The sequence below is a fragment of the Streptococcus sp. GP0011 genome (genome assembly GCF_030546305.1).
Taxonomy (GTDB): Bacteria; Bacillota; Bacilli; order Lactobacillales; family Streptococcaceae; genus Streptococcus.
This window is the reverse complement of record NZ_JAUONR010000009.1, coordinates 40,307-60,898: the sequence shown is the minus strand read 5'-3', so window position 1 is coordinate 60,898 and position 20,592 is coordinate 40,307. Positions and strand designations below refer to the sequence as shown.

Sequence of the window (20,592 nt, the reverse complement as noted above, 5' to 3'; positions counted from 1 at the left end):
GAAGTCGGTTTCTGTTTTGGCAAAATGATTGAGGACTTATAAACACATACCAAATCCAACAACAAAAAAGACATGAATCTGAAATAAGCAGAACATGTCTTTTTTAGCTTGTTTGAAAGTCAAGTAAATAAATCTTAGCTCCTCTAGAACTCCCCTATTTCCACAAAGCACCCAAAATCTGTTTTTCTAATAAGTCTAGGTCCTCTTCCTTTATTTCTCCGTTGTCGCTAACGATATAAAGTTGAGCGAAGTAAGCCAACAATGGACCAACACAAATACGAACCATTTGAGGAATCGTTATCTCTGGATTTACACGTGGATCTGCTAGCAATTCCTTATGAAGCACTCGAAGTTTATCTTGAATAGCATTCCAGATAAAAATCTGTTCATTTTTTAGTTTCTTATTTGAAAAACTCTCCTGCAGAATGATTTTCATCAAAGCACGATTTTTTTTGAGATAGCTCATACGATCGTGGACGAGATAACGAACCCTCTCTTCTGTCGTTTCAAAAGCTAAGAGTTCCTCAAAAAAACTACCGAAAATGCTTGGGACTACAGGATGTAAAATAGCCGTCAGTAGATCATCCTTCGTCTTAAAATACTTAAACAAAGTTGCCTGGCTTAGTCCAGCACGCTCAGCTATGTGAAGAGTTGAGGTCCCATGGTAACTCCTAGTTGATATGAGATCCACTGCTGCCTGCATGATTTTTTTCTTTCCTTGAGGGTAATTCGCTTCTTCTAAGTAATCTTCAAACGATTCAAAAACAGTCTTATCCATCTAATCTTCACACCTTTTTAGCATTATTTATGTTGATTTCTAAACTTTACGATAACGACGTAATCCAACAATATTGAGAATTGTTAAAATGATCAAGAAAATCATTAAAACACCAAGATTTGGCAAAATATCACCAAGATTGTGCCCGTAAAGAATAATCTGGCTTATTGCATCACCAGAATAGGTTAATGGCAAAAATTTCCCCACAGTTAGAGCCCATTCTCCCATGGATGACAATGGAATAATTCCTGAGAAAAAAAGTTGGGGCATAATCACGAGAGGAATAAATTGCATCATTTGGAATTCTGATTTTGCTAGAGTAGACAAGAGAATTCCAAAAGCTAGTGCTACAAGAGCCAGTACCACATTAACTATTATAACATTTAAAATACTTCCTACAACTTCTACATCTAGTAGCCAAATTGCTGCTAAGACGACAACTGCCGTTTGAAAAATCGCAATAATACCGTAAGACAACATATAGCCATAGACGATTTCAGATCGTTTCACTGGTGTTGCTAACAAACGTTCTAGTGTTCCACTGGTGCGCTCTTTCAAAAGCGCCATACCTGAAATCAAAAAGACAAAGAAGAAAACTACAAAACCTATCAAAACCGGAATCATACTGGTAAAGAAGCTTGTATTTTCATCTCCATACTGATAAGACTCCTTGATTTCTGGTGTTTTTGCGTCCGAGTCCAATTGTGGAAGAGCTTGTTTGACACGAGATAGTAACTGATCGGTGCCTTCACTGGCGATACTTGTTCGTAACACTTGTCGTATCATAGATGTCTTGGAGGCATCTGTATTTGCGTAGTCGACCTGATACTCACCGTCTTTATAAGAAATCACAGCATCGACTTTTTCATTTGCTAGCGCTTCTTTGGCCTGATCTAAGTCTTGATAAGTCTCGATGTCCACATGATCAAGCTCATCCATTTTCGTTACCAAACCAGTTGGTAGATCTTGTGTCGCTAACTTGACATTCACGGTTGTACTAGCTGAAAACATGAGGTTCATCAACCACATGATAAAAACAGGTGCTATAAACATCAGGGCTAGAGTTCGTTTGTCACGAAGTAATTCTTTGATGACTTTTTTTGCAATCGCTATTGTTCTCATTTTACTCACCTTCTGCTTTTAAAAATACTTCTTCAATACTTGAAACTTGATAACTTTCTTTTAAGTGTTGCGGTGTATCAAAAGCAATGATTTTTCCGCCTAATAATAAGCCGACCTTATCCGTCAACTCTGCTTCATTCATAACATGGGTAGTAACTAATATCCCTACCCCATTGTCTCTAAGCGCGAATAATTCTTTCCAGATTTTCTTTCGAAGAGAAGGGTCGATTCCAACTGTCGGTTCGTCCAAAATCAAGAGTTGAGGATTTCCCAACAGCGCGATAGCAAGAGACAAACGCCGTTTCATTCCTCCAGAATAACCAGATACCGCCTTGTTTAAGTAGTCTGTCAGATCTACTACTTGAGCTATATGAGCAATTTCCGCCTTTAGGTCTTTTTTAGAAAGCCCCTTTAGCTGACCAAAAAATTCCAGATTTTCTTGACCAGACAAGGACTCGTATAAAGCATCTGATTGGGCCATATAGCCAATATCTCCTAAAATATGACGATTGGGCATAGTGTGATTTAACACTAAAGCTAGGCCTCCATCAGCCTTTTCCATTCCTAACGTAGTCTTAATCATAGTTGATTTACCAGCACCAGACGGACCAATTAATCCTATAATTTCTCCTAGCTGCAATTCAAAGCTGACATGATTCAGAACTATTTGTTGGTCAAAAGATTTTACTAAATCTTGTAAATGTAGCAATTTTTTCATATGCTTCCTCCTAGGTGAGTGGGTACTCACTTTTTAAATCACAGAAGCTATTATAGTGAGTAATCACTCACTTGTCAAGAGAAAGGGTTAAATTCTTTAAAAAAATAAAACACCAGATTCGTATCTGATGTTTATGATGCACATGTCTTATTTCTAAAAATGTTTTTGAACTTCCTCTCTATACTCCGAAATGGTCTTTCCTGTCCACTTTTTAAAGGCCTATTCTTCCTCTACTTTTCTCAGCCAATCCTACCATCGTCATTGCTATCGCAACTCTAATGACCTTGGCGATGGAAATTCATTTTACTCATTTTTATATGAAACAGACTAAGAAATTTTCAAGACCTAATTGGGAGTTGTTTTAGCTACAATCCATCTCTCAAACACAAAAAGTCTCCCTTCTCTTTCGAGAAAGGAGATTTTTTGTTTATCCTTGTCCACCAGGGGCTGGACCGCCAGGACCACCATTTCCTTGAGGGCCTCCATTTGGTTCACCGCCTCCAGGCATAGAATTGACAATTTCCGTTTGTTTTTCACCATTGAGATAGATGTCACCACCTGTGTAGGTCGCTGTTCCATCAAAGTCAAAACCTGTTTGACCAGTCATTTTAATGGTTCCGCCTGTGACCGTGATATTGCCGTTTGAGTCGATTGGATCTGTATCCCCTTGACCAACTTCTACTGTCAGGTTCCCACCGTTCATGGTGAAGAAGATTTCATTCTGTTGGGCGTTTTTGTTGGCTGCATTAACTCCATCATCTGTCGAATAGATGGTAATGTCCCCACCGTTGATAGTAATTGACTTACCTTCAAGTCCTTCTGTCGAATTCTTGACGGTGTAGGTACCACTATCGATAACCAAATCACCTGATGCGTGGATGCCATCATCTCCTGCTGTAACGGTGATGTCGTTGTTGGATAGGTACATGGTCCCGACTGAAGTGTCCTCGTCATTGTCCACCTTGACCCCATCTTCTTTGGCATCAATGGTCATGGTCGTACCAGTGATATTGAGTTCATCATTGACATTAAAGGCATCGCCAACTGCTGTGATGTTATAGGTTCCACCCGTGATGTGGAGGGTGTCGTTAGCCTTGATACCATTGTTTTTCTTGCCATCTACATTGAGAGTTCCTTTCCCATTGATGGTCAAATCCACCTTAGAAAAGAGAGCTGCGTCGGCTTTTTCGTCGCTGTTGGAGCTTGAGTCAGAGAGACTGTTGGTAGTTCCCTCTACCAGAGTCAGGTAGACATGACCGGCTGATATCGCAGAAATTGCTGCATTGGTATTGGTCATGGTGACACCTTTTAAGACTAGGTGAACATCTGCCGATTTATCTGCCTCGATCTTGATCTGCACTCCGTCAGACTGACCTGAAATCACATAAGTCCCAGATTTTGTAATGGTCACTGTTGATTCAGAGACTGTCACCCCATCTCCAGAGATGTTTGCTGATGAGCCAGATAGCTCAATCTTAGAAGCTGTGCTTTCATCATAAGAAGTATCATTGTCCTTCTCTGTAAAATAGGATGATTGGTTTGTCTTTGTTGCAGTTGTTGTAGAACTATTTGTCGTTTCATTGGTAGTGGATGTAGTTGTTGACTGGGCACATGCTGCCATCAGCACCATTGCCGTTAAACTCGTTGCGAGTAGGGTCCAGTTTTTTGATTTCATACCTTTTTCCTCTCCTTCGTATGATATAGCTAGACAGTCTACAGAAGATTCCTGAAACAAAACTAAAACTTTTCTGAAAGTTTCCTTAAATTTAGTTTGGATTAGATTTCGCCTAGTAATTTTTAGAAAGGACTGCTAAAAACAATTTTTGAACGCTAAAATACCTTTAATAGATTTTTTAAACCAAGATTCCCCAGTGCGATACCTCCTTGACCAAGAAAGCCAAAAAGAAGAAAAATTTATAAGACTAAAGCTCATAAAAAGAACAGCCCAGGCTGTTCTTTTTAGTTTTCTTTTACTTGGATTTCCTTGATAACACGCGCAGGATTGCCAGCTAGGACGACATTGTCTCCAAAGGACTTGGTAATCACGGCCCCCGCTCCTGCCACCACGTTATTTCCTAATGTCACCCCAGAAAGGACAATAACCCCACCTCCAGCCCAGAAATTATCTCCAATGGTGATGGGCTTGCCGTATTCGACCCCTGAATTGCGTTCATGCGGATCCAGTGGATGGAGTGGGGTTAAAAACTGACAGTTGGGGCCAAGCATAGCGTTGTTCCCAATGCGAATCGGACAAACATCCAGCATGGTCAAGTTCCAATTAGAATAAAAATTTTCCCCTAGATGGATATTGACCCCATAATCGACCACCAGACGTGGATTGACATAGAGATTTTACCCAGTTGAGCCAAACCAAGTCTTGATGATTTCAGCTCCCTTCAAGGGATCCTCTTCCTTGTTAAAGGCAGCCTGTTTTTGGCGAGAAGCCTGCGCCAAGACCCGTAATTCTGGGTCCGACGGACGGTAAGGCTCCCCTGCTATCATTTTCTGGTATTCGCTAGCCATCTTATCACCTCATACTTACTTTGGCCCCATCATATCAAAAAGCCTCCGAAAGGTCAAGAATGGCCTGCTTTCTAGACTCTCGAAACGAATCCCTCTCCTAAGTCAAAACAACTTGCTTGACAAAAGCTTGACTTCATGGTTTAATATACCCCATAAGGGTATATGTGGAGGTGCCTATGTTTCACTTATTATTTACAAAAATTGACAGTATTTCTACCAGCGAGTTAGAAGCTAAACTTAAGGAACCGATTCAGCTACTGGATGTTCGGACGCCTATGGAATTCCGTAGAGGTCATATCAAAAATGCCAAAAATGTTCCTTTAACGGAAATCGGTTCTTACACACCAGCGACAAAAGAAACACTCTATGTCATTTGTCATTCTGGTGTACGAAGCAAACTAGCTGCGAAAAAGCTTAAGAAAAAAGGCTACGATGTCATCAATGTCCGAGGCGGTATGAGCGCTTGGACAGGTAAGGTCATCTAGAAGTATAAAATAATTGGCTACACAGCCTTGAACCTTATCGAAGGTCTGAGCGACAATATCCAAGGTGTCCGCTCGAAGACGATCTGACTAAGGGCAAATAATCCCTAGATGTGCGGACAAGTGGCGAATTTCAGGGGAGCTACCCAAGGTCGATACCATCCATAACCCCTAAATGAACTAAGGGAGATCTTGGGTGAACCAGACAAGAACCAAGCCTACATCCTTAGCTGCCACAGCGTTTTGCGCAACTATATCACAGAGCGTATCCTCCAGCAGGCAGGATTTGCCGTCCAAAACCTTGATGGCGCTTATTCACTATATAAAATGGCTAATCCAGAAGGAGTCGAATATGGAAACGAGTATCAGCATGGCTGACTTTTATGAAAAATACCTAAATGAAAATCTAAACCTTATCGATGTACGTGAGGTGCATGAATTCCAAGCAGGACATGCACCAGGAGCAAGAAATCTTCCGTTAAGTACCTTGGAGCAAGGTTACAAAGAACTCAAACCTGACCAGGAATATCATGTCATCTGTCAAGGTGGAGTCCGTTCCGCATCTGCTTGTGAATTTCTAAGCGCCCAAGGCCTCACCGTTATCAATGTAGAAGGTGGTATGAATGCTTGGCCCGGTCAAGTAGAATAAGCAAAAAACCGATTAAGGAACTTAATCGGTTTTTTCATTTCTGCAACCCACTGATATAGGGCTCGTAGCCCGTCGCTTCTAAAAAACGAAACACATTGATGGTATCTAAAAAGAGGTTTTCTCATTGGTATTGGGGGAACTCATCCGTTTGTCTGACATGATTTTTTTATCGAAATAGACTTAAATGACTTTGTCTGCATTGTTTATCAATAGCAAATTAGTTTACTTCCGTTTAATCAGGTATCGGATGGCCTTTTCTAGGCGTTCCTTTTGAGCCTCGGGGTCATCTAATGGTTGGTTGATGCAGTCAGTGAGATTTTCAGTAATGATCATCTCAATCACGCGCTCAACGCTAGATTTCACTGCTGTCAACTGCGTAACAATATCTGCGCAGTCACGATCTTCTTCAATCATCTTTTGAATCCCACGCAACTGGCCCTCTGAACGTTTCAGGCGTGTGATATACTTTGAGTTTGTCATTGATTTATCCTTGGTCACTTTTTCTTCATTATATCTCGAATAAGGGGCTTTGTCAAAATTCACTTCCTGTCTGTATTTGTAGGAGGCAACCTCTCCTCTGTATCAGATAGAAAAGATAGGTGAGCATGAAAATGGAAAAGAAACTCTGTCCTCCTTGAAGCTTGATGGGAAATAAAGTTGCCCATTAACCAACTGACTTTTATGCCTTATATCTTGGACAAAAAGGCAAGGATCACTATCCCATAGACTAGGACTAGAGCCAGACCAAATCCGATACCAAACCACTTGTAAAACTTGTCCATCCCGCTGTAACGTTCGACATAGGCCCTGTTCGGCTTGTCTGGATCGTACCAGACCGTCAGCTCCGAATGAAGGGGGAAATGGGTCTGCATCAATCGTTTGAAGGAAACAAAGGAGTTGCTGTAGCGAGTGATCGAAGACGCTAGCATATCTTCTCTTGTATAATCATTTGAAACTTTAGTAGGACCCCACGGAGTCGTGACCGTTTTGAACATAAAATACTGCAAGGTTTTCTTATAAGTAATCCCATCCACCGTGTATTCGACGATAGGTGGATACCCCTCACGAAAACGGCTATATCCGATAACTGTTCCCTGTACGGATGACTGGGCAAGGCGGACCAACTTCTGATCTCGAAGATAGAGGTAGAGAAAGGTCCCACATACAAATACAAAAGATAGGAAGATGACGATGATCCCAACTATCAAACCAATCACTTCTTTATTCATATGAACTCCTCCTGTTATTCTATAGAATAAAATCCCAAAGAACTCACTCGTCCAGAATCGGTATCGAATCCCTCGAGTCTACTCTTCGGATTTTTCTTTTGACTGTTTTTCTCTCAAATCTTTCACAGATTTTGATATGATATCTCTCACCTGTTCATCAGTAAGTCCTGGAATCTGGTAATATGGATTATTGGATTCGCTTTTTGACGGCTTTGTTCCTGAACTTTCGGTTTTAGAACTTTGTTCAGTCGAAGACGAGGATTTCGACTCTGAGGAACTGGATTCTTTGGCCTTAGAGGAGCTAGACGACTCAGACTCAGAAGGCTTGGACGTTTCAGGCGTTTTAGAATCAAGCTTAGGCGGCTTGTTTACTTGGTCGTTCGGCTGTTTCACAGGTTTATAGAATAGCCCAAAAGACAACAGCAAGGCCATCAAGATCCCAATGCCAGCCAAGGTTCTTTTATTGGCTTCAGCCGAGGGAACCTTTACTCCCTTTGTACTGAGTGTTTTCCATTCTGGATGCTCTTTTTCTATGGCTTTTTTCTGTCTCCTAAGAGGAGCAAGTAGAAAATGATTAAAAGGCACAATCGTTACCATAGCCACCGTTACAAGCGGGACATAATTGGAATGACTTGATACCAGTAGAACATCGAGTATAGCGAGAAGAATGAAGAGGAAACGCCCCACAAACTTACGAACTTGATGCTCTTTTTTGATTTGCAAATATCTCTCTTGTGACATTATCATTCCCTCTTTTCTATTTCTTCCCTAAATATTACTTTCCCCTGTTCATACTTTCGCACAGCTAAGAGCCAGCGGATTGGGTTGTTTTGGAATAAGAAAAGGTACAACAAGGCAGGAAAGAGACCTGCTAAAGGCGAGAAAAAGATTTGTATATCAAATGCCTCTTGCTTATTGAATGAGTCAATAGTGCCCGGAATTGCAGCAGCAAATATTACTATAGTAGTCATAAAAACTAGTAGCATGACAATCATAAAAGCCAACATTTTCGCAAACGTCGCTTTTTTCTCACTAAAATTTTCCCAGAACAAATTTGAATAAACTGCTTCTTTAAACTCTTTCTTTGTTGCTCCTTGGACTCGTTTCACTCCTTTATATAAGGCGACTTCCATCATCCATATAAATCCAAATAGGATAAAGGAAAGACAAAGAATAAAAATAGGAACCATCCCACTATTATAACGAAGGCCTGAGAAAATTGGTATTGCAACAAATCCTCCGAGTAAACCTAACAAAGAGAATATAGCAATTAAAGGAGCAATCCCCCTATTCGATCTCCTAGCCCCTTCTGTATTTAACAAGGCACTCTTATCTGCTACAAGAGCCTCTTTTGTTCGCGTATTATAGTAAACGGCCTTATCACCGCTCTGTCCAATAAAAATTATTTTTCTCATATAAAATCACCACAGTTTTCACTAATCACTATAATCAGAAACTTCAATTTTATCATAGGTTGTTGATAAAACATCACCATCACCAACCACTGGTAATGGTAATAGCGTTTCTCTCGTGTTTCTAGTTCTTCTCTTCCCTAAATAATACTTTCCCCTGCTTGTATTTTCGTACGGCTAAGAGCCAGCGGATTGGGTTGTTTTGGAACAAGAGCAGTACGACACTAATTGGGACGATCGTTGCTCCGATTGGCACCATGAACATCGACGGCTCAAACCATTCATGTTCATAGTAGGGAATGAAGGTCCCAGGTATGGCAAAGAACACAACAATAACAAAAACAAATAGAAGAACGAGGATAACAAATAAATACAAGATGATTTTATCGACTGTTGGTTCCTTATCCGGAGATTTTTTCCAAAATTTACTACTCTCAACTGCTTCTTTAAACTGCTCTTCACTTGCTGGGACAAGCGACTTAGCCCCACTGTAGAACAGTTTTTCAAATCCATAAACACTTCCGATAAAAACGAAAAGGATAGCGGCTAGATGGATAGGTGCCATCCACTCACTCAATCTAAAGGGCGCTAGCAAGGAACGAAGCCAAATACCGATAATAGCAACTAGCAAGAAAATAAAGAAGACAACCCAAGGCCACTTGGATTTCTTTGAACTGATGGCACCGTCGGTTTCTGAAACGGTGCTAGATTCTGTCGTTAAAGCCTCTCTCGTCCTTGTGTTATAGTAGACGGATTGCAGGTTTCCTTGGCCTATATAAATGATTTTTCTCATCTTACATTTCTCCCTCTTTTCCTCGGCTATCGTCCTGTAATGTCTCTATCAGCTCTTTGAACAGTCGTTTGCGTGTTTTCATCCGAAAATCATAAACTATATATGTAAGAATACCAATCCCTAACATGTACATAAGTAAAAATTGAAAATCAGAAACAGTCAGATAACGATAGGCTGAAAAAATCGTTATTAAAACAAAAATGTAGCCAACTACTGTCAACGCCCTAGATTTTCTCCTAAGTGTTTTGATATTGGCTTTTGTGAGCCGGACTTTTTTAAATCTATCTGTCTTCATGTTGCGTCGGGTAGATTTGGCAAGGAGAATGGTCCCGAAAACTAAAAACAGAGACATCAGGATAAAGAAAATCAGATTGAAAGGGGAGGAGACATCTCCAAAGGTTTGGTTGAGCAACTTTGACAGCCGTTGCAAGGAATGGATTGCAATAGGGGCTGCAATGGCTAAATAATTCATGCCTTGTTTTACACCGTAGAATACTTGATTCTTCAGATCATAATAGATAAAATAGTCCTCCAGAGGGCCCATACTGATTAAATTTTTTACACTTGTGTCCATCTTATTTCTCGTCTCCTAAACTCAATACGGATGTTCAAACAAAGTTCTACTTTCTCTTAAAAGCATCGTGACAACGATTGCCAGCATTCTAGCCGATTTTCGGCGTTTGCCTTCCTAGAGAAAGAAAAGTTTATTAGTATTATAGCATGAACCCCCAGAAAAGGGAAAATATCCCCAGCAGATGCCTTTGCCAGAGCCAAGAAAGCTTTCGTCATTCCATAAAAAAGCGAACAAGTCCGCATTCTAAAAACAGAATGTGAACTTATCCGCCTTTTTCTATGTATATGATGCGTTTTCCTCATCTCATCGTTCCAAGCGAATACGGGTCACAATCCCGTCTGGGTCTACAAGATCCAACTCACTCGAATTTAGCCATTTGATCGGTGCTTCTAGCTCTCGTGCTTGCTGAACGATGTCTAGGAGCTCTTCCTTGCTTTCGACCTCAAGGACATAGTAGGCCAAGCCTGGCAAGCCTTGCTCACGCGGAGCTAGCCCTTTTCCAGCCCATTCGTTGACAGCCAGGTGGTGATGGTACTGACCAGCCGCTATCCAACTAGCACTAGGAATGCTAAATTTATCCTCTAGCCCTAACACCTTTTGATAGAACTGACTTGCTGCGTGACTATCCTTCACCGATAGATGGATATGCCCCATTCTCGTCCCTTCAGCTAGGATAAAGGGATCCACCTTTTCTCCTAACTCATAGATGTCCTGTGCCGCAAGGGCTTCGGTCACACCGATAATGCGGCCGTCTTCTCGAATATCCCATGACGAAACTGGCTTATCACGGTAAAGTTCAATGCCATTTCCTTCCAAATCCTCTAGATAAATAGCCTCACTGTATCCATGATCTGCACCCCCGACCAGAGGAATCCGCAAATCACTTAGGTGTTTCAAGACATCTGCCAAGGCTTTTCGTGTCGGCAACAAAATCGCCAGATGGTAGAGCCCATAATGCTCCCTTACTTCGCCAGCCTTTTCTGCCTGAATCAAGTGAACCAAGGCTTTTCGATCAAGTCCCAAAATCGCTTCTGTCTCTGTTTGGGATAAAATCTCCAAGCCAATAATCTGGTGATAAAAAGCCGTTTGATTCGTCAAATCCTTGACATTTAAAACCGCCTCTGCTAGGTAAATGTGGCTTTGGTATGCATAAGTCATAAGGTGTCTCCTTTTTGTTGTAACTTTATCGATTACATCAATTATACACTATTGAAATAAAATGTCAACGAAGACAACTCAAAAGAGCTGGAAACCAGCTCTTCTTTTTATTTTACAACAAGCTCGTAGCGAGTTTTGCTGGTGAAAGTTTCCCCTGCTTTGAGAATGACTTGGTTTTTGAGGTCACTGTGAATGGCATCTGGTAAAGCTTGCGCTTCAAGGGCAATCCCATTGTGTTGCACCATTGGCTGGCCTCCGATGATGACACTCTCATCCACAAAGTTTGCTGTGTAGACCACAAAGCAAGGGGCCTCTGTCTTGAAAAGTAAGAAGCGACCTGAGTGTTGGTCATAAAGGAAACCAGCATTGTCATGACCCGCAGGAAGAGCAAATGGGTGATCCAAACCAGATACCAACTGGATTTGCTCATCTTCCTCTGCAAAGATGTCCTTCAGCAAAGCTCCATTGTAGATATGTTTAACCACATCACGAGTAGCGTCTGGGGTCTTAGCCGGAACACCGTCCGGAGCAATTGGGTAAATGCCCTCGGTATTTAGCTGGAAGACATGGCGGTCAACTGTCTGCGTGAAATCACCAGACAAGTTGAAGTAGCTGTGATTAGTTGGATTGACAAGCGTATCCTGATCTGTCGTCACCTTATAGCTGATTTCGTAGGCACCACTTTCTTCCAAGTGATAGCTGATCCAGATTTTGAGATTACTAGGGAATCCTCCCGTCCCATCTGTACGCTCTGTGTAGAGGGTCAAGCCATGGGCGCTCACCTCTACCAATTCAAACAAGCTTGAATCCCAACCTGTTGAACCACTGTGGTTACAGTTGCTAGCGTTGTTGACTTCAAGTTTATAGGTCTGGCCATTGAGCTCAAATGTCGCACCTGCAATACGGCCCGCTACAGGACCTACACTTGCTCCATGCTTGGGACTATTGCCTACATAGCTATCAAAATCATCAAAGCCCAAAATCACATTGGCAAAATTCCCAGCCTTGTCAGGTGTAACATAGCGCAAAATGGTCGCACCATAAGTCATAACTTCAAGCTGGTAACCACCATCAGTCTCAAAGCGATAAGCCAAGACATCCTTGCCCTCATGATTTCCAAATACACGCTCTGTGTATGCTTTCATTCTTCTCTCCTTTGATCCATTTCTCTTAAGTAAACAAACCATAGAGAGTGTCTCACCATCTATGGTTGTAGTTTTTATTTTCAAAATCCTTTGTCAGAAAACCTTAACAAAAGGGGGTTCTTCTATACTTGTTTTATGCTTCCACACGTTCAGTCCATGAAGTCGCTGTTGTTTGAAGAACCTTGTTGAGTTCGTCAATGTTCTCAAATCCAGTTGTACGCAACCACTCACGAGCTGCTGCTTCACCGTCTTTGATGTAGGCTTCAACTGATCCAGCCCAGGTTGCACGGCCGCAAAGAACTCCGTTGAAGTTTGCGCCTGATTCGTGGGCAAAGACAAGGGTTTCTTGGAAGAGTTTAGCTGACACACCTGCACTCAAGTAGATGTATGGAAGATTTGTTGCTTCATCTTGCGCTTTAAAGAAGGCTGCTGCTTCTTCACGTGTATGCACGATTTCACCATCACCAAATCCTTCAACGTATTTGACGTTAACTGGAACTTCCACTTTCAAGACATCGATGTTGAAGCGTGGGTCTGAGAAGACCTTCATAGCACCAATAACCTTGTGTGGTTTTACTTTTGCGTATTCTGCAGAACCTGCGTCAGCGATTTTTTCATCGTAAGCCAAGATTTCAAGGAAGAATGGAATGTCTTCCGCCACACACTCAGAACCGATGCGTTCGATGTAGGCTTGTTTTTCTTGGTTGAGTTCGTCAGCGCTGTCTACGTCATAGTAAAGCAAGAACTTAACAGCATCTGCACCTTGTTCCTTGATACGTTTTGCAGACCAAACGTCCAAGCAGTCTGGCAAGCGTTTGGTGCTTGTTGTATCGTATCCTGTTTTCTCATAAGCAAGGAGAAGACCAGCATTGGCATCAAGCGCTTTTGTAGCTGGGAGACCATACTCAGGGTCGAGAAGCATAGAGGATGCGTATTTTGTCAATTCATCTGCAACCAAAACTTTGAGTTCTTCCATTTGAGCAACTGTTGGTTCTTCTGTTTGGTATTGAGCCATGAGGCGTTTCAAAGCACCACGTTGGTCAAAGGCAAGAGCTGAGATAATGCCATTCTCGTCAGAGAGTTTTTGCAAGCAAGCTACTTTATTGGGACTTAATTGTAATTTACTCATAGACACTTCCTTATTTTTGATATTCATGAATGATCACACCTTGTACCACACGGTTTACGGTACCTGTAGGAGACGGTGTATCTGGTTTGTTTTCGACCTTAAGCGAAGTCAAAAGGGCAAAGAGTTGAGCATATACGATGTAAGGGAAGACACGGTAAATATCGTTCAAGACTCCACCACAGCCAAGAGCCACTTCTTTGACATTTTCAAGACCAAAGGCTTGATCACTCAAAAGCACAACACGACGAGCAATCTGGTCACCAGCCACTTCACGAACCAAGTCCAAGTCGTACTTGCGAGTGTAGTCTGTCGTTGTACCAAAGACCAAAACAACGGTATCTTCATTGATAAGAGATTTTGGACCGTGACGGAAGCCGACTGGGCTTTCATACATAGTCGCCACCTGACCAGCTGTTAATTCCAAAATCTTGAGCTGAGCTTCATGAGCAAGTCCAAAGAAAGGACCAGCGCCCAGGTAGATAACACGGTTAAAGTCAAGGTCAACCAGCTCTTTGACATCTGCTACATTGTCTAGAATTTTACGGGCAAGACTAGATACAACTTCAAAACGTTCAGCTTTCACAGCAAATTCTGTAGGATCAAAGACCAAGAGAGCTGTTAGCATCATGGACGTAAAGCTAGAAGTCATGGCAAATCCAGCGTCATTGGAAGCAGCTGGTTGCAAGAGCAAAAGATTGCGCTCATCGCCATGAGCTTGAAGAGCCAATTTACCATCTGCAGCACATGTAATGGTCACTTGATAGAGGTCATCCACCAAGGCTTTGGCCAAATCAACCGTCGCCACACTTTCAGGTGAATTCCCACTACGAGCAAAGGAAACAAGGACAGTCGCCACATCTTTTTTCAAATAAGTTTCTGGATTGGCAACAATATCAGTTGTCGCAATGGCATTGAAATTCCATTTGCGTTCATCATAGACTTCCTTAAAGAATGGTACCAAGGTATCTCCCACATAAGCAGAAGTACCAGCACCCGTCAAGATAACCTTGATATAGTCATGTTTATCAGCAATCCCTTGTAGGAATGCTGCAATTTCTTCTCGTTTTGCTTGATAGGCTTCAAAAGCCTCTTTCCATACATCAGGCTGTTGGTAGATTTCACGAGTCGTGATTTCTGCACCCAGTTCAAGTAATTCTTCTTTTGTGTAATTTAGCATAGAGTTCCTCTAATCTATTGTTGTTTCATTCCTATTGAAAATATGGGAATGGGAGTGACTCCCATTCCCATGTATATTCTATATAAGATGCTCTAAGTCACATCTTATTCATCTTCGTCATCATCGAAGCCCGCTAACAAATCATTGACTTTTACGATGCTTTCTGCAGCACGGCTCTTATAATCCGCATCTGCACCTGTAAGGCTTGCATTGATAAATTCAATCACCATTGGAAGATTCATCCCTGCGTAGAGTTCAATGTCGCGGCCTTCCATAATCAAACGGCTTACCACGTTACAAGGTGTTCCGCCGAGAAGGTCCGCAAAGACTAGGAAATCATCCAACCCTTCGATAGCAGCTTCAAATTTTGCAGTAAATTCTTCTGGACCATCTTCTGGAAGAAGAGCCACTGCATGAATGTTGTCCTGTGGACCCATGATCATTTCTGTGCTACCTTTAAGTTCTTCACAGAAACGACCATGACTCACCAAAATTAATGATTTACTCATAAATTATGCGCCCATTCCAAGCAAGAATTTACCGATGAATGAAAGACCTACTGCAAGAACGATAATGATACCGATCGCTTTAGTAGAGTTCATACCTTTCTTACCAAGCAACCAGAAGATAAAGGCAGTAAAGATTGCTGGAAGCAAGCGTGGGAAGATTGAGTTCAAGATGTCTTGGAAGTCAATCATCTTTTCACCGATTGGCAATTTGTAAGAAATCTCAAAGTTGATCATTGTTGCTACAAGAGCACCCATCATGAAGACACCAAGTACAGATGCAGCGTCAATCAAAGCTGTCAAGGTACTTTGCATGTTGTTGATAAGGTTAACCCCTTCTTTGTAGGCAAATTCCAATTGTTTCCAACGGAAGATGTCATAAGCAACTGCAACTGCGATCCAAAGGAAGATACCCCATGGTTGGCCAGCGATAGCCATTGTTGCAGCGATAGATCCCATGATAGCAGGTACAAGTGAACCAAAGATAGTATCTCCAAGAGGAGCGAATGGTCCCATCAAACCTGTCTTGATACCGTTAACCGCATCTTTTGAACCCACACCATCTTTTTCTTCCATGGCAAGGTCAAAACCAGCGATGATTGTGTGGAAGAATGGTGAAGTGTTGAAGAATTGAGTATGAACTTTCATCATTTCTTTCAACTCAGGAGTTCCATCTCCATACATTTTACGCAATTGTGGCAAGATCATGTATAGGTAACCTGATGCTTGCATACGTTCGTAGTTCCATCCCAATTGGAAAGTGAACAAGCTACGTTTGTTAATTTGATTAAAATCTTCTTTTGTTAATTTGTAATTAGAATTCGTCATCTTCAATTTCCCCACTTTCTGATGGTGTAGAAGGTGCTGCTACAGCAACTTTTTGGCTGTTCTTGAAGTGAACAACTGCAAGGAAGATACCCACGATAGAGATACCGATCATAGACAATCCTTTGAAGTTGTTAACAAAGCCAATTTTTTCAGCAACTTCAGCAGGAAGAGTGCTAATGATACCAGCAACTGCTCCACCAAGACTTTGTACGTTTGAGTAAAGAACAGTCAACATAGCTGTCAAACCAAATCCCATAGCAAGGTAGTGAAGGTTACGTTTAACTGGAAGGTAACGAAGCAAGATAGCGAATCCAAGACCTGGAAGCATACGACCTGCAAGAGTCAAACCGTCTGCAACCCATTGGTATTCTTTAACAAGGTTTACAACACCTTGTACGAATTCTCCACCGAAAGCAAGGGCGAAGAATACTGGAAGGGCACGAGATAGAGCCCAAGGAAGCGCACCAAGAAGATAGTTACGTTCGATACCTTTGTAGTCAAAGCGTTCGATCGCAGCATCAATACGGTGTGCAAAGAAAGTAGTTGTCATACGTCCAAGAACGTCGAAGTATGTCAAAAGTGCTGCTACTGGTACAGCGATTGTTGTAATCGCAAGATCTGTATCAATACCTTGAGAGATAGAGAATGCTGTTGCAAGAACCGCACCAGAAGTTGCGTCGATACGAGAAGCACCACCGAAGGTACCAACCCCGAGAACGAACAACTGCAAGCTACCACCGATAAACAAACCAGTTGTCACATCTCCCATGATCAAACCAGTAATGAAACCAGCGAATACAGGGGAACCTGCAGATGAAACGATTGTCAACTCATCACAGATTTGATAAGCTGAGTACAAAGTGAGAAGTAAAATTTGCCACCATTGTATCATAACAATGACCTCCTAAAAATTTTTTCCTATTTTAATAAGCTCAAAAAGTCTGAAACTGGATCATTTGGAACCATTTGAGCAGTGAGTTTCACACCTTTTTCTGCTAGTTTGTGGAAATCTTCCACATCCTTGTCTACCACATTGATAGAACGTGTGATAGAGCGAGTTTCTGGTGTTTGAGACATATTGCCGACGTTGAGTGTTTCAAGCGGTACACCTGCTTCGACCAAACCAAGGAAACGGTCTGGTTTACGTGCAACGATAAAGAGACGTTGGCTATCGTATTTACCAGCAAGGATATTTGCTGCTGCTTTCTCAACTGGCAAGATACTGAGTTTCACACCTGGTGGTGTCGCAAGTTTCAAACCACTCTTTTCAATATCGTTGTTAACAACTTCGTCGTCTACAACCATAATGCGTGAAACATTTAGTTTTCCAGCCCAAAGATTGGCTACTTGACCGTGGATCAAACGTCCATCAATACGGCATCCTACAATTGTCATAAGTTTTCCCCCTTTATGTGTTTTAGTGTAGGTTTACGAGTTAAATGAATCTCTTCTTTATATTCGCCCTCAGTTTCAAAGATGATGATGCGGTTAGCACCTTCCTTGAGATAACTATGAGGGATATAAAGTGAGAGGGTCGGGCCGACGTTCCAGAAACGTCCTAAGTGACGCCCGTTGACAAAGGCAACTCCCTTACCAAACTCAGACAAGTCTAAGTAGGTATCCTTCGGCTCTTCAACAGTAAAGTCGAAAGCGTAAAAGGCTGGTTGTCCTTCTGTCCATCCTTTTGAAAAATCAATTTTCTCAGGATTATCCAGTGGCAGTGGATATTGTTTCCAATTCAGTAAGAAATGTAGATCCTTGCAGACACCTGTACGAATTCCTTTACGTTGCGTATCTGCCAAGAACTTATGTCCGTAGTTGACACGCCCCATATTTTCAATCAAGATGTCAATCTCTGAAAAGCCTTCTCGGTTGCCCTGACAGTAGATATCTTCACCAATCTCTGTCTGGTATTGAGTAGCAATCCATTGACCATCTACAAAGAGTTGAGCTCGGTCACGTCCATCGATGATACGGAGACGTTCCTCTTCTGCATCCCAACTTGCCTCAGTGCGGTAGAGAAGGTAGCCATAACTTTGACCAAGTTCTTCCATCGCTTTTGGATAGAGGCTTTCAGTAGGACTAGAGAGATTATCCAGGGTTTCAAACAAGGAAACTTTTTCGACCAATGGAATGGACCCTATCTCCATGCTTTCCTTATAGAGTGGTTCCAACTGTGGATACTCTGGGAAGTGGGTTGCCATCATCTTCTTGACTGCTAAGTATTTAGCAGTTGGATTTCCTTCTTCATCGAGAAGGGCATCATAGTCGTAAGATGTGACTTGCGGCAAATCCAGAGTTCCTCGAGCCGAGCAACCATTCATGAAACCAAAGTTTGTACCACCATGGAACATGTAAAGGTTGATAGAGCCTTGCTCCAATACCTCTCGAACAGCTTCTGCCAATTCTTTAGGATCACGAGTGATGATGGGTTCTTTCCAACGGTTGAACCAACCATCCCAGAATTCCATACACATGAGGGGCCATTTCTTGCCATGCTCATCAAAGAATTCCTGCATCTGTGAAAAGTTGTACGGAGCTTTAGAACCGAAGTTTCCTGTCACAAAGAGATCGTCTTCGATCAAGGTTCCGGCTTTCAGAGTAGCCCTCCATGGGCCATCTGAAGTAAAGAGTGGGCAATCAATCCCTCGGTCTTCCATCAATTTCCGAATTGCTCGTAGATAAGACTTATCTTCTCCATAAGAGCCATATTCATTTTCGACTTGCATCATAAGAATGTTTCCACCATTATCCAACAAGCGAGGCACAAGCCTTGGCAATAATTGGTCATAATAGCGAGCAACAGCCTCGATGTAGGCCGGGTCGGACGAGCGAATTCGCATGTCCTTTGTCAAGAGCCAAGCCGGCAAGCCACCAAATTCCCATTCCGCACAGATAAATGGAGACGGGCGTACAATGGCATAGAGACCTAGATCTTGTGCAATTTGAAGAAATCTCTCCAAATTTCTGGCACCTTCAAAATCAAACTCCCCTTCAACAGGTTCGTGTAAATTCCAAGCCACATAGGTCTCGACTGTATTAAAGCCAAGCGCCTTTAAGTTATAGAGAGAATGATACCAATCCTCTGCTGGAATCCTAAAATAATGAATGGCGCCGGACAAAATCTTGAACGGTTTTCCGTCTAAATAGAAATCGTCCTCAATTTTAAATCTGGTCATGTTATTACCTCTGACGAATTAAGTTTGCGCTTTCATTTATTATAATATTAACTATAATCAAATCTTTTGCATTTGTCAATAGGTTTTAGAAAATTATTTAAAATTTTTCTATTTTTTTACTTACCGTTTACCGAAATTATCTAAAAATAGCATGAAAACGATCTTTTTATGTATGATAATTCACAAGAACATCAAATGAATTTTTTTACATGTAAAATAACATTTTTAGTCTATTATTTTAATTTTTTGACCTTAATACTACTCTTTTCTCTATATTTGTGGTAAAATCAAAATTGGAGAAAGAGAATCGAGGTGAAATTTATGGCTATTCCTAAATACCAATATATTAAAGATGAATTAAAAAATAAAATCATCTCTGGTCAATTTGCAAGTGGAGATAAATTTTATACAGAAGCCGAATTGATCGCGATGTACGATGTGAGTTCAATCACAGTTGTTCGTGCCTTGAACGACCTTGCTAAAGACGGCTACATTGTCCGCCAACAAGGTAAAGGTACTTTCGTTTCACGTGCCCGCAAGCACAAACTCGTTGAGTTTTCAGATGTCGAAATCTTTGAAACAAAAGACGATAAAGTTACTGTCCTTTCTATCGAGCGCGGAAACAAACTTGAATATTTAGATAAACTTGGACTACGTGGAGATCAATTCTACTATAAGATTGAACGTATTCGTCAGACAAACGACGTGACATACATCTACCACACATCTTATATTCCTGAGCAATACATCAATGCCAACTATCCAAATCTTGACTATTATAGCTCTATCTATACACGTTTCAAATTGGATTACCGCATTCACATGAGTGATGAACATTTTGAGGAAATCAACGAAATCGCATTCCCAACACCAGAGCATGCTGCTTCTGTACTCGGAATCGATACACAATTCCCAACTGTCTTCCAAACGAAGACTACAAAACTTGAGGCCACTGGCCAAGTCCTTGCCTATAGTGAAACTTATAAGCGAGCAGACTACTACAAAATCAAATTCATCTCATGTAACCGAGGTCATTAAGAAAAAGCCTGAGCCTAGCTCAGGCTTTTTCTCTATTCATTATAGCACGAGAAAGAAGTTGTGAAAACGCTATGAAGGGCTCTTATTTAATTAGTAGCATTTTTACTAAAAACAAGTTAAATTTTCGTTTGGTTTTTCCTCTGTTTTATCCC

The 20,592-nt window shown here is 41.6% G+C and carries 22 protein-coding genes and 2 pseudogenes; 4 read left to right on the top strand and 20 right to left on the bottom strand.

The features are described 5' to 3' along the window. Positions 1-154 precede the first annotated feature (154 nt). From Q4443_RS09305 to Q4443_RS09285, 5 genes and pseudogenes are all read right to left on the bottom strand, one after another. Positions 155-778 carry a TetR/AcrR family transcriptional regulator gene (locus Q4443_RS09305; RefSeq protein WP_000361929.1) on the bottom strand — a complete coding sequence of 208 codons (624 nt, stop codon included), beginning with the start codon at positions 776-778 and terminating at the stop codon, positions 155-157. A gap of 39 nt (positions 779-817) precedes the next feature. Beyond that, positions 818-1,900: an ABC transporter permease gene (locus Q4443_RS09300; RefSeq protein WP_049479898.1), complete on the bottom strand. Its 1,083-nt coding sequence runs from the start codon at positions 1,898-1,900 to the stop codon at positions 818-820. 1 nt (position 1,901) lies between these two features. After that, complete coding sequence (locus Q4443_RS09295) at positions 1,902-2,618, bottom strand: ABC transporter ATP-binding protein (RefSeq protein WP_042901944.1); 717 nt, start codon at positions 2,616-2,618, stop codon at positions 1,902-1,904. A gap of 427 nt (positions 2,619-3,045) precedes the next feature. After that, a complete protein-coding gene (locus Q4443_RS09290; protein ID WP_049479897.1) occupies positions 3,046-4,293 on the bottom strand; it encodes a carbohydrate-binding domain-containing protein in 1,248 nt (415 codons plus the stop codon). A gap of 284 nt (positions 4,294-4,577) precedes the next feature. Further along, a pseudogene (locus tag Q4443_RS09285) lies at positions 4,578-5,141 on the bottom strand (sugar O-acetyltransferase). A gap of 176 nt (positions 5,142-5,317) precedes the next feature. On the opposite strand from Q4443_RS09285, the gene Q4443_RS09280 reads away from it, so the two are divergent. The 3 genes and pseudogenes from Q4443_RS09280 (at position 5,318) to Q4443_RS09270 (ending at position 6,272) form a co-directional block, all read left to right on the top strand. Continuing rightward, the gene (locus Q4443_RS09280) at positions 5,318-5,626 is read left to right on the top strand and encodes a rhodanese-like domain-containing protein (protein WP_000468869.1); all 309 of its coding nucleotides are present in this window, start codon (positions 5,318-5,320) and stop codon (positions 5,624-5,626) included. 9 nt (positions 5,627-5,635) lie between these two features. Next, positions 5,636-6,001 (top strand): annotated as a pseudogene (locus Q4443_RS09275) (rhodanese-like domain-containing protein); the annotation flags it as partial. Continuing rightward, on the top strand, positions 5,976-6,272 hold the full coding sequence (locus tag Q4443_RS09270) for a rhodanese-like domain-containing protein (RefSeq protein ID WP_000450169.1): 297 nt from the start codon (positions 5,976-5,978) through the stop codon (positions 6,270-6,272). The pseudogene Q4443_RS09275 and the gene Q4443_RS09270, both read left to right, overlap by 26 nt. Before the next feature lie 222 nt (positions 6,273-6,494). Here the strand turns inward: Q4443_RS09270 and Q4443_RS09265 are convergent, their stop codons facing one another. The 15 genes from Q4443_RS09265 to Q4443_RS09195 all read right to left on the bottom strand — a co-directional run bounded on the left by Q4443_RS09265 (position 6,495) and on the right by Q4443_RS09195 (position 19,402). Beyond that, entirely contained in the window at positions 6,495-6,752 is a 258-nt protein-coding gene (locus Q4443_RS09265) for a metal-sensitive transcriptional regulator (protein ID WP_002880547.1), read from the bottom strand. A 206-nt stretch (positions 6,753-6,958) separates the two neighbouring features. Further along, complete coding sequence (locus Q4443_RS09260; protein ID WP_042901941.1) at positions 6,959-7,501, bottom strand: DUF3592 domain-containing protein; 543 nt, start codon at positions 7,499-7,501, stop codon at positions 6,959-6,961. 78 nt (positions 7,502-7,579) lie between these two features. Then, positions 7,580-8,242, bottom strand: coding sequence for a hypothetical protein (locus Q4443_RS09255; RefSeq protein WP_042901940.1), 663 nt, complete (start codon positions 8,240-8,242; stop codon positions 7,580-7,582). Between the two features lie 2 nt (positions 8,243-8,244). Continuing rightward, complete coding sequence (locus Q4443_RS09250) at positions 8,245-8,916, bottom strand: hypothetical protein (RefSeq protein ID WP_001226100.1); 672 nt, start codon at positions 8,914-8,916, stop codon at positions 8,245-8,247. A gap of 121 nt (positions 8,917-9,037) precedes the next feature. Next, on the bottom strand, positions 9,038-9,706 hold the full coding sequence (locus Q4443_RS09245; protein WP_001226451.1) for a hypothetical protein: 669 nt from the start codon (positions 9,704-9,706) through the stop codon (positions 9,038-9,040). 1 nt (position 9,707) lies between these two features. Next, complete coding sequence (locus tag Q4443_RS09240) at positions 9,708-10,280, bottom strand: hypothetical protein (protein ID WP_303408310.1); 573 nt, start codon at positions 10,278-10,280, stop codon at positions 9,708-9,710. Between the two features lie 303 nt (positions 10,281-10,583). Further along, positions 10,584-11,438, bottom strand: a complete 855-nt coding sequence (locus Q4443_RS09235; RefSeq protein ID WP_049479893.1) for a VOC family protein — start codon at positions 11,436-11,438, stop codon at positions 10,584-10,586. Between the two features lie 107 nt (positions 11,439-11,545). Then, entirely contained in the window at positions 11,546-12,583 is a 1,038-nt protein-coding gene (locus tag Q4443_RS09230; RefSeq protein WP_049479892.1) for an aldose epimerase family protein, read from the bottom strand. 133 nt (positions 12,584-12,716) lie between these two features. Then, complete coding sequence (lacD, locus tag Q4443_RS09225) at positions 12,717-13,712, bottom strand: tagatose-bisphosphate aldolase (protein WP_025169605.1); 996 nt, start codon at positions 13,710-13,712, stop codon at positions 12,717-12,719. 10 nt (positions 13,713-13,722) lie between these two features. Continuing rightward, positions 13,723-14,889 (bottom strand): SIS domain-containing protein, encoded by a 1,167-nt coding sequence (locus Q4443_RS09220; RefSeq protein WP_049479222.1) that lies wholly within the window; start codon positions 14,887-14,889, stop codon positions 13,723-13,725. A 104-nt stretch (positions 14,890-14,993) separates the two neighbouring features. Next, complete coding sequence (locus Q4443_RS09215; protein ID WP_000045700.1) at positions 14,994-15,398, bottom strand: PTS sugar transporter subunit IIA; 405 nt, start codon at positions 15,396-15,398, stop codon at positions 14,994-14,996. A 3-nt stretch (positions 15,399-15,401) separates the two neighbouring features. Further along, positions 15,402-16,223 (bottom strand): PTS system mannose/fructose/sorbose family transporter subunit IID, encoded by an 822-nt coding sequence (locus Q4443_RS09210; RefSeq protein WP_000185287.1) that lies wholly within the window; start codon positions 16,221-16,223, stop codon positions 15,402-15,404. Continuing rightward, entirely contained in the window at positions 16,210-17,115 is a 906-nt protein-coding gene (locus tag Q4443_RS09205; protein WP_049479223.1) for a PTS mannose/fructose/sorbose/N-acetylgalactosamine transporter subunit IIC, read from the bottom strand. Before Q4443_RS09205 ends, Q4443_RS09210 begins: the two co-directional genes overlap by 14 nt. Before the next feature lie 26 nt (positions 17,116-17,141). After that, on the bottom strand, positions 17,142-17,618 hold the full coding sequence (locus tag Q4443_RS09200; RefSeq protein WP_000156968.1) for a PTS system mannose/fructose/N-acetylgalactosamine-transporter subunit IIB: 477 nt from the start codon (positions 17,616-17,618) through the stop codon (positions 17,142-17,144). Continuing rightward, on the bottom strand, positions 17,615-19,402 hold the full coding sequence (locus Q4443_RS09195; protein WP_000196619.1) for a beta-galactosidase family protein: 1,788 nt from the start codon (positions 19,400-19,402) through the stop codon (positions 17,615-17,617). Before Q4443_RS09195 ends, Q4443_RS09200 begins: the two co-directional genes overlap by 4 nt. 321 nt (positions 19,403-19,723) lie before the next feature. Here Q4443_RS09195 and Q4443_RS09190 point away from each other — a divergent pair, with 321 nt between their 5' ends. Then, on the top strand, positions 19,724-20,440 hold the full coding sequence (locus Q4443_RS09190; RefSeq protein ID WP_001007181.1) for a GntR family transcriptional regulator: 717 nt from the start codon (positions 19,724-19,726) through the stop codon (positions 20,438-20,440). Positions 20,441-20,592: the final 152 nt, after the last annotated feature.

Bases quoted from the DNA above. Each gene is read 5' to 3' on its own strand.
- Q4443_RS09260 (WP_042901941.1), bottom strand. From the start codon at position 7,501: ATGAATAAAGAAGTGATTGGTTTGATAGTTGGGATCATCGTCATCTTC.
- Q4443_RS09205 (WP_049479223.1), bottom strand. From the start codon at position 17,115: ATGATACAATGGTGGCAAATTTTACTTCTCACTTTGTACTCAGCTTAT.
- Q4443_RS09280 (WP_000468869.1), top strand. From the start codon at position 5,318: ATGTTTCACTTATTATTTACAAAAATTGACAGTATTTCTACCAGCGAG.
- Q4443_RS09215 (WP_000045700.1), bottom strand. From the start codon at position 15,398: ATGAGTAAATCATTAATTTTGGTGAGTCATGGTCGTTTCTGTGAAGAA.
- Q4443_RS09305 (WP_000361929.1), bottom strand. From the start codon at position 778: ATGGATAAGACTGTTTTTGAATCGTTTGAAGATTACTTAGAAGAAGCG.
- lacD (WP_025169605.1), bottom strand. From the start codon at position 13,712: ATGAGTAAATTACAATTAAGTCCCAATAAAGTAGCTTGCTTGCAAAAA.
- Q4443_RS09200 (WP_000156968.1), bottom strand. From the start codon at position 17,618: ATGACAATTGTAGGATGCCGTATTGATGGACGTTTGATCCACGGTCAA.
- Q4443_RS09220 (WP_049479222.1), bottom strand. From the start codon at position 14,889: ATGCTAAATTACACAAAAGAAGAATTACTTGAACTGGGTGCAGAAATC.
- Q4443_RS09240 (WP_303408310.1), bottom strand. From the start codon at position 10,280: ATGGACACAAGTGTAAAAAATTTAATCAGTATGGGCCCTCTGGAGGAC.
- Q4443_RS09265 (WP_002880547.1), bottom strand. From the start codon at position 6,752: ATGACAAACTCAAAGTATATCACACGCCTGAAACGTTCAGAGGGCCAG.
- Q4443_RS09290 (WP_049479897.1), bottom strand. From the start codon at position 4,293: ATGAAATCAAAAAACTGGACCCTACTCGCAACGAGTTTAACGGCAATG.
- Q4443_RS09245 (WP_001226451.1), bottom strand. From the start codon at position 9,706: ATGAGAAAAATCATTTATATAGGCCAAGGAAACCTGCAATCCGTCTAC.
- Q4443_RS09300 (WP_049479898.1), bottom strand. From the start codon at position 1,900: ATGAGAACAATAGCGATTGCAAAAAAAGTCATCAAAGAATTACTTCGT.
- Q4443_RS09235 (WP_049479893.1), bottom strand. From the start codon at position 11,438: ATGACTTATGCATACCAAAGCCACATTTACCTAGCAGAGGCGGTTTTA.
- Q4443_RS09295 (WP_042901944.1), bottom strand. From the start codon at position 2,618: ATGAAAAAATTGCTACATTTACAAGATTTAGTAAAATCTTTTGACCAA.
- Q4443_RS09210 (WP_000185287.1), bottom strand. From the start codon at position 16,223: ATGACGAATTCTAATTACAAATTAACAAAAGAAGATTTTAATCAAATT.
- Q4443_RS09190 (WP_001007181.1), top strand. From the start codon at position 19,724: ATGGCTATTCCTAAATACCAATATATTAAAGATGAATTAAAAAATAAA.
- Q4443_RS09270 (WP_000450169.1), top strand. From the start codon at position 5,976: ATGGAAACGAGTATCAGCATGGCTGACTTTTATGAAAAATACCTAAAT.
- Q4443_RS09230 (WP_049479892.1), bottom strand. From the start codon at position 12,583: ATGAAAGCATACACAGAGCGTGTATTTGGAAATCATGAGGGCAAGGAT.
- Q4443_RS09195 (WP_000196619.1), bottom strand. From the start codon at position 19,402: ATGACCAGATTTAAAATTGAGGACGATTTCTATTTAGACGGAAAACCG.
- Q4443_RS09255 (WP_042901940.1), bottom strand. From the start codon at position 8,242: ATGTCACAAGAGAGATATTTGCAAATCAAAAAAGAGCATCAAGTTCGT.
- Q4443_RS09250 (WP_001226100.1), bottom strand. From the start codon at position 8,916: ATGAGAAAAATAATTTTTATTGGACAGAGCGGTGATAAGGCCGTTTAC.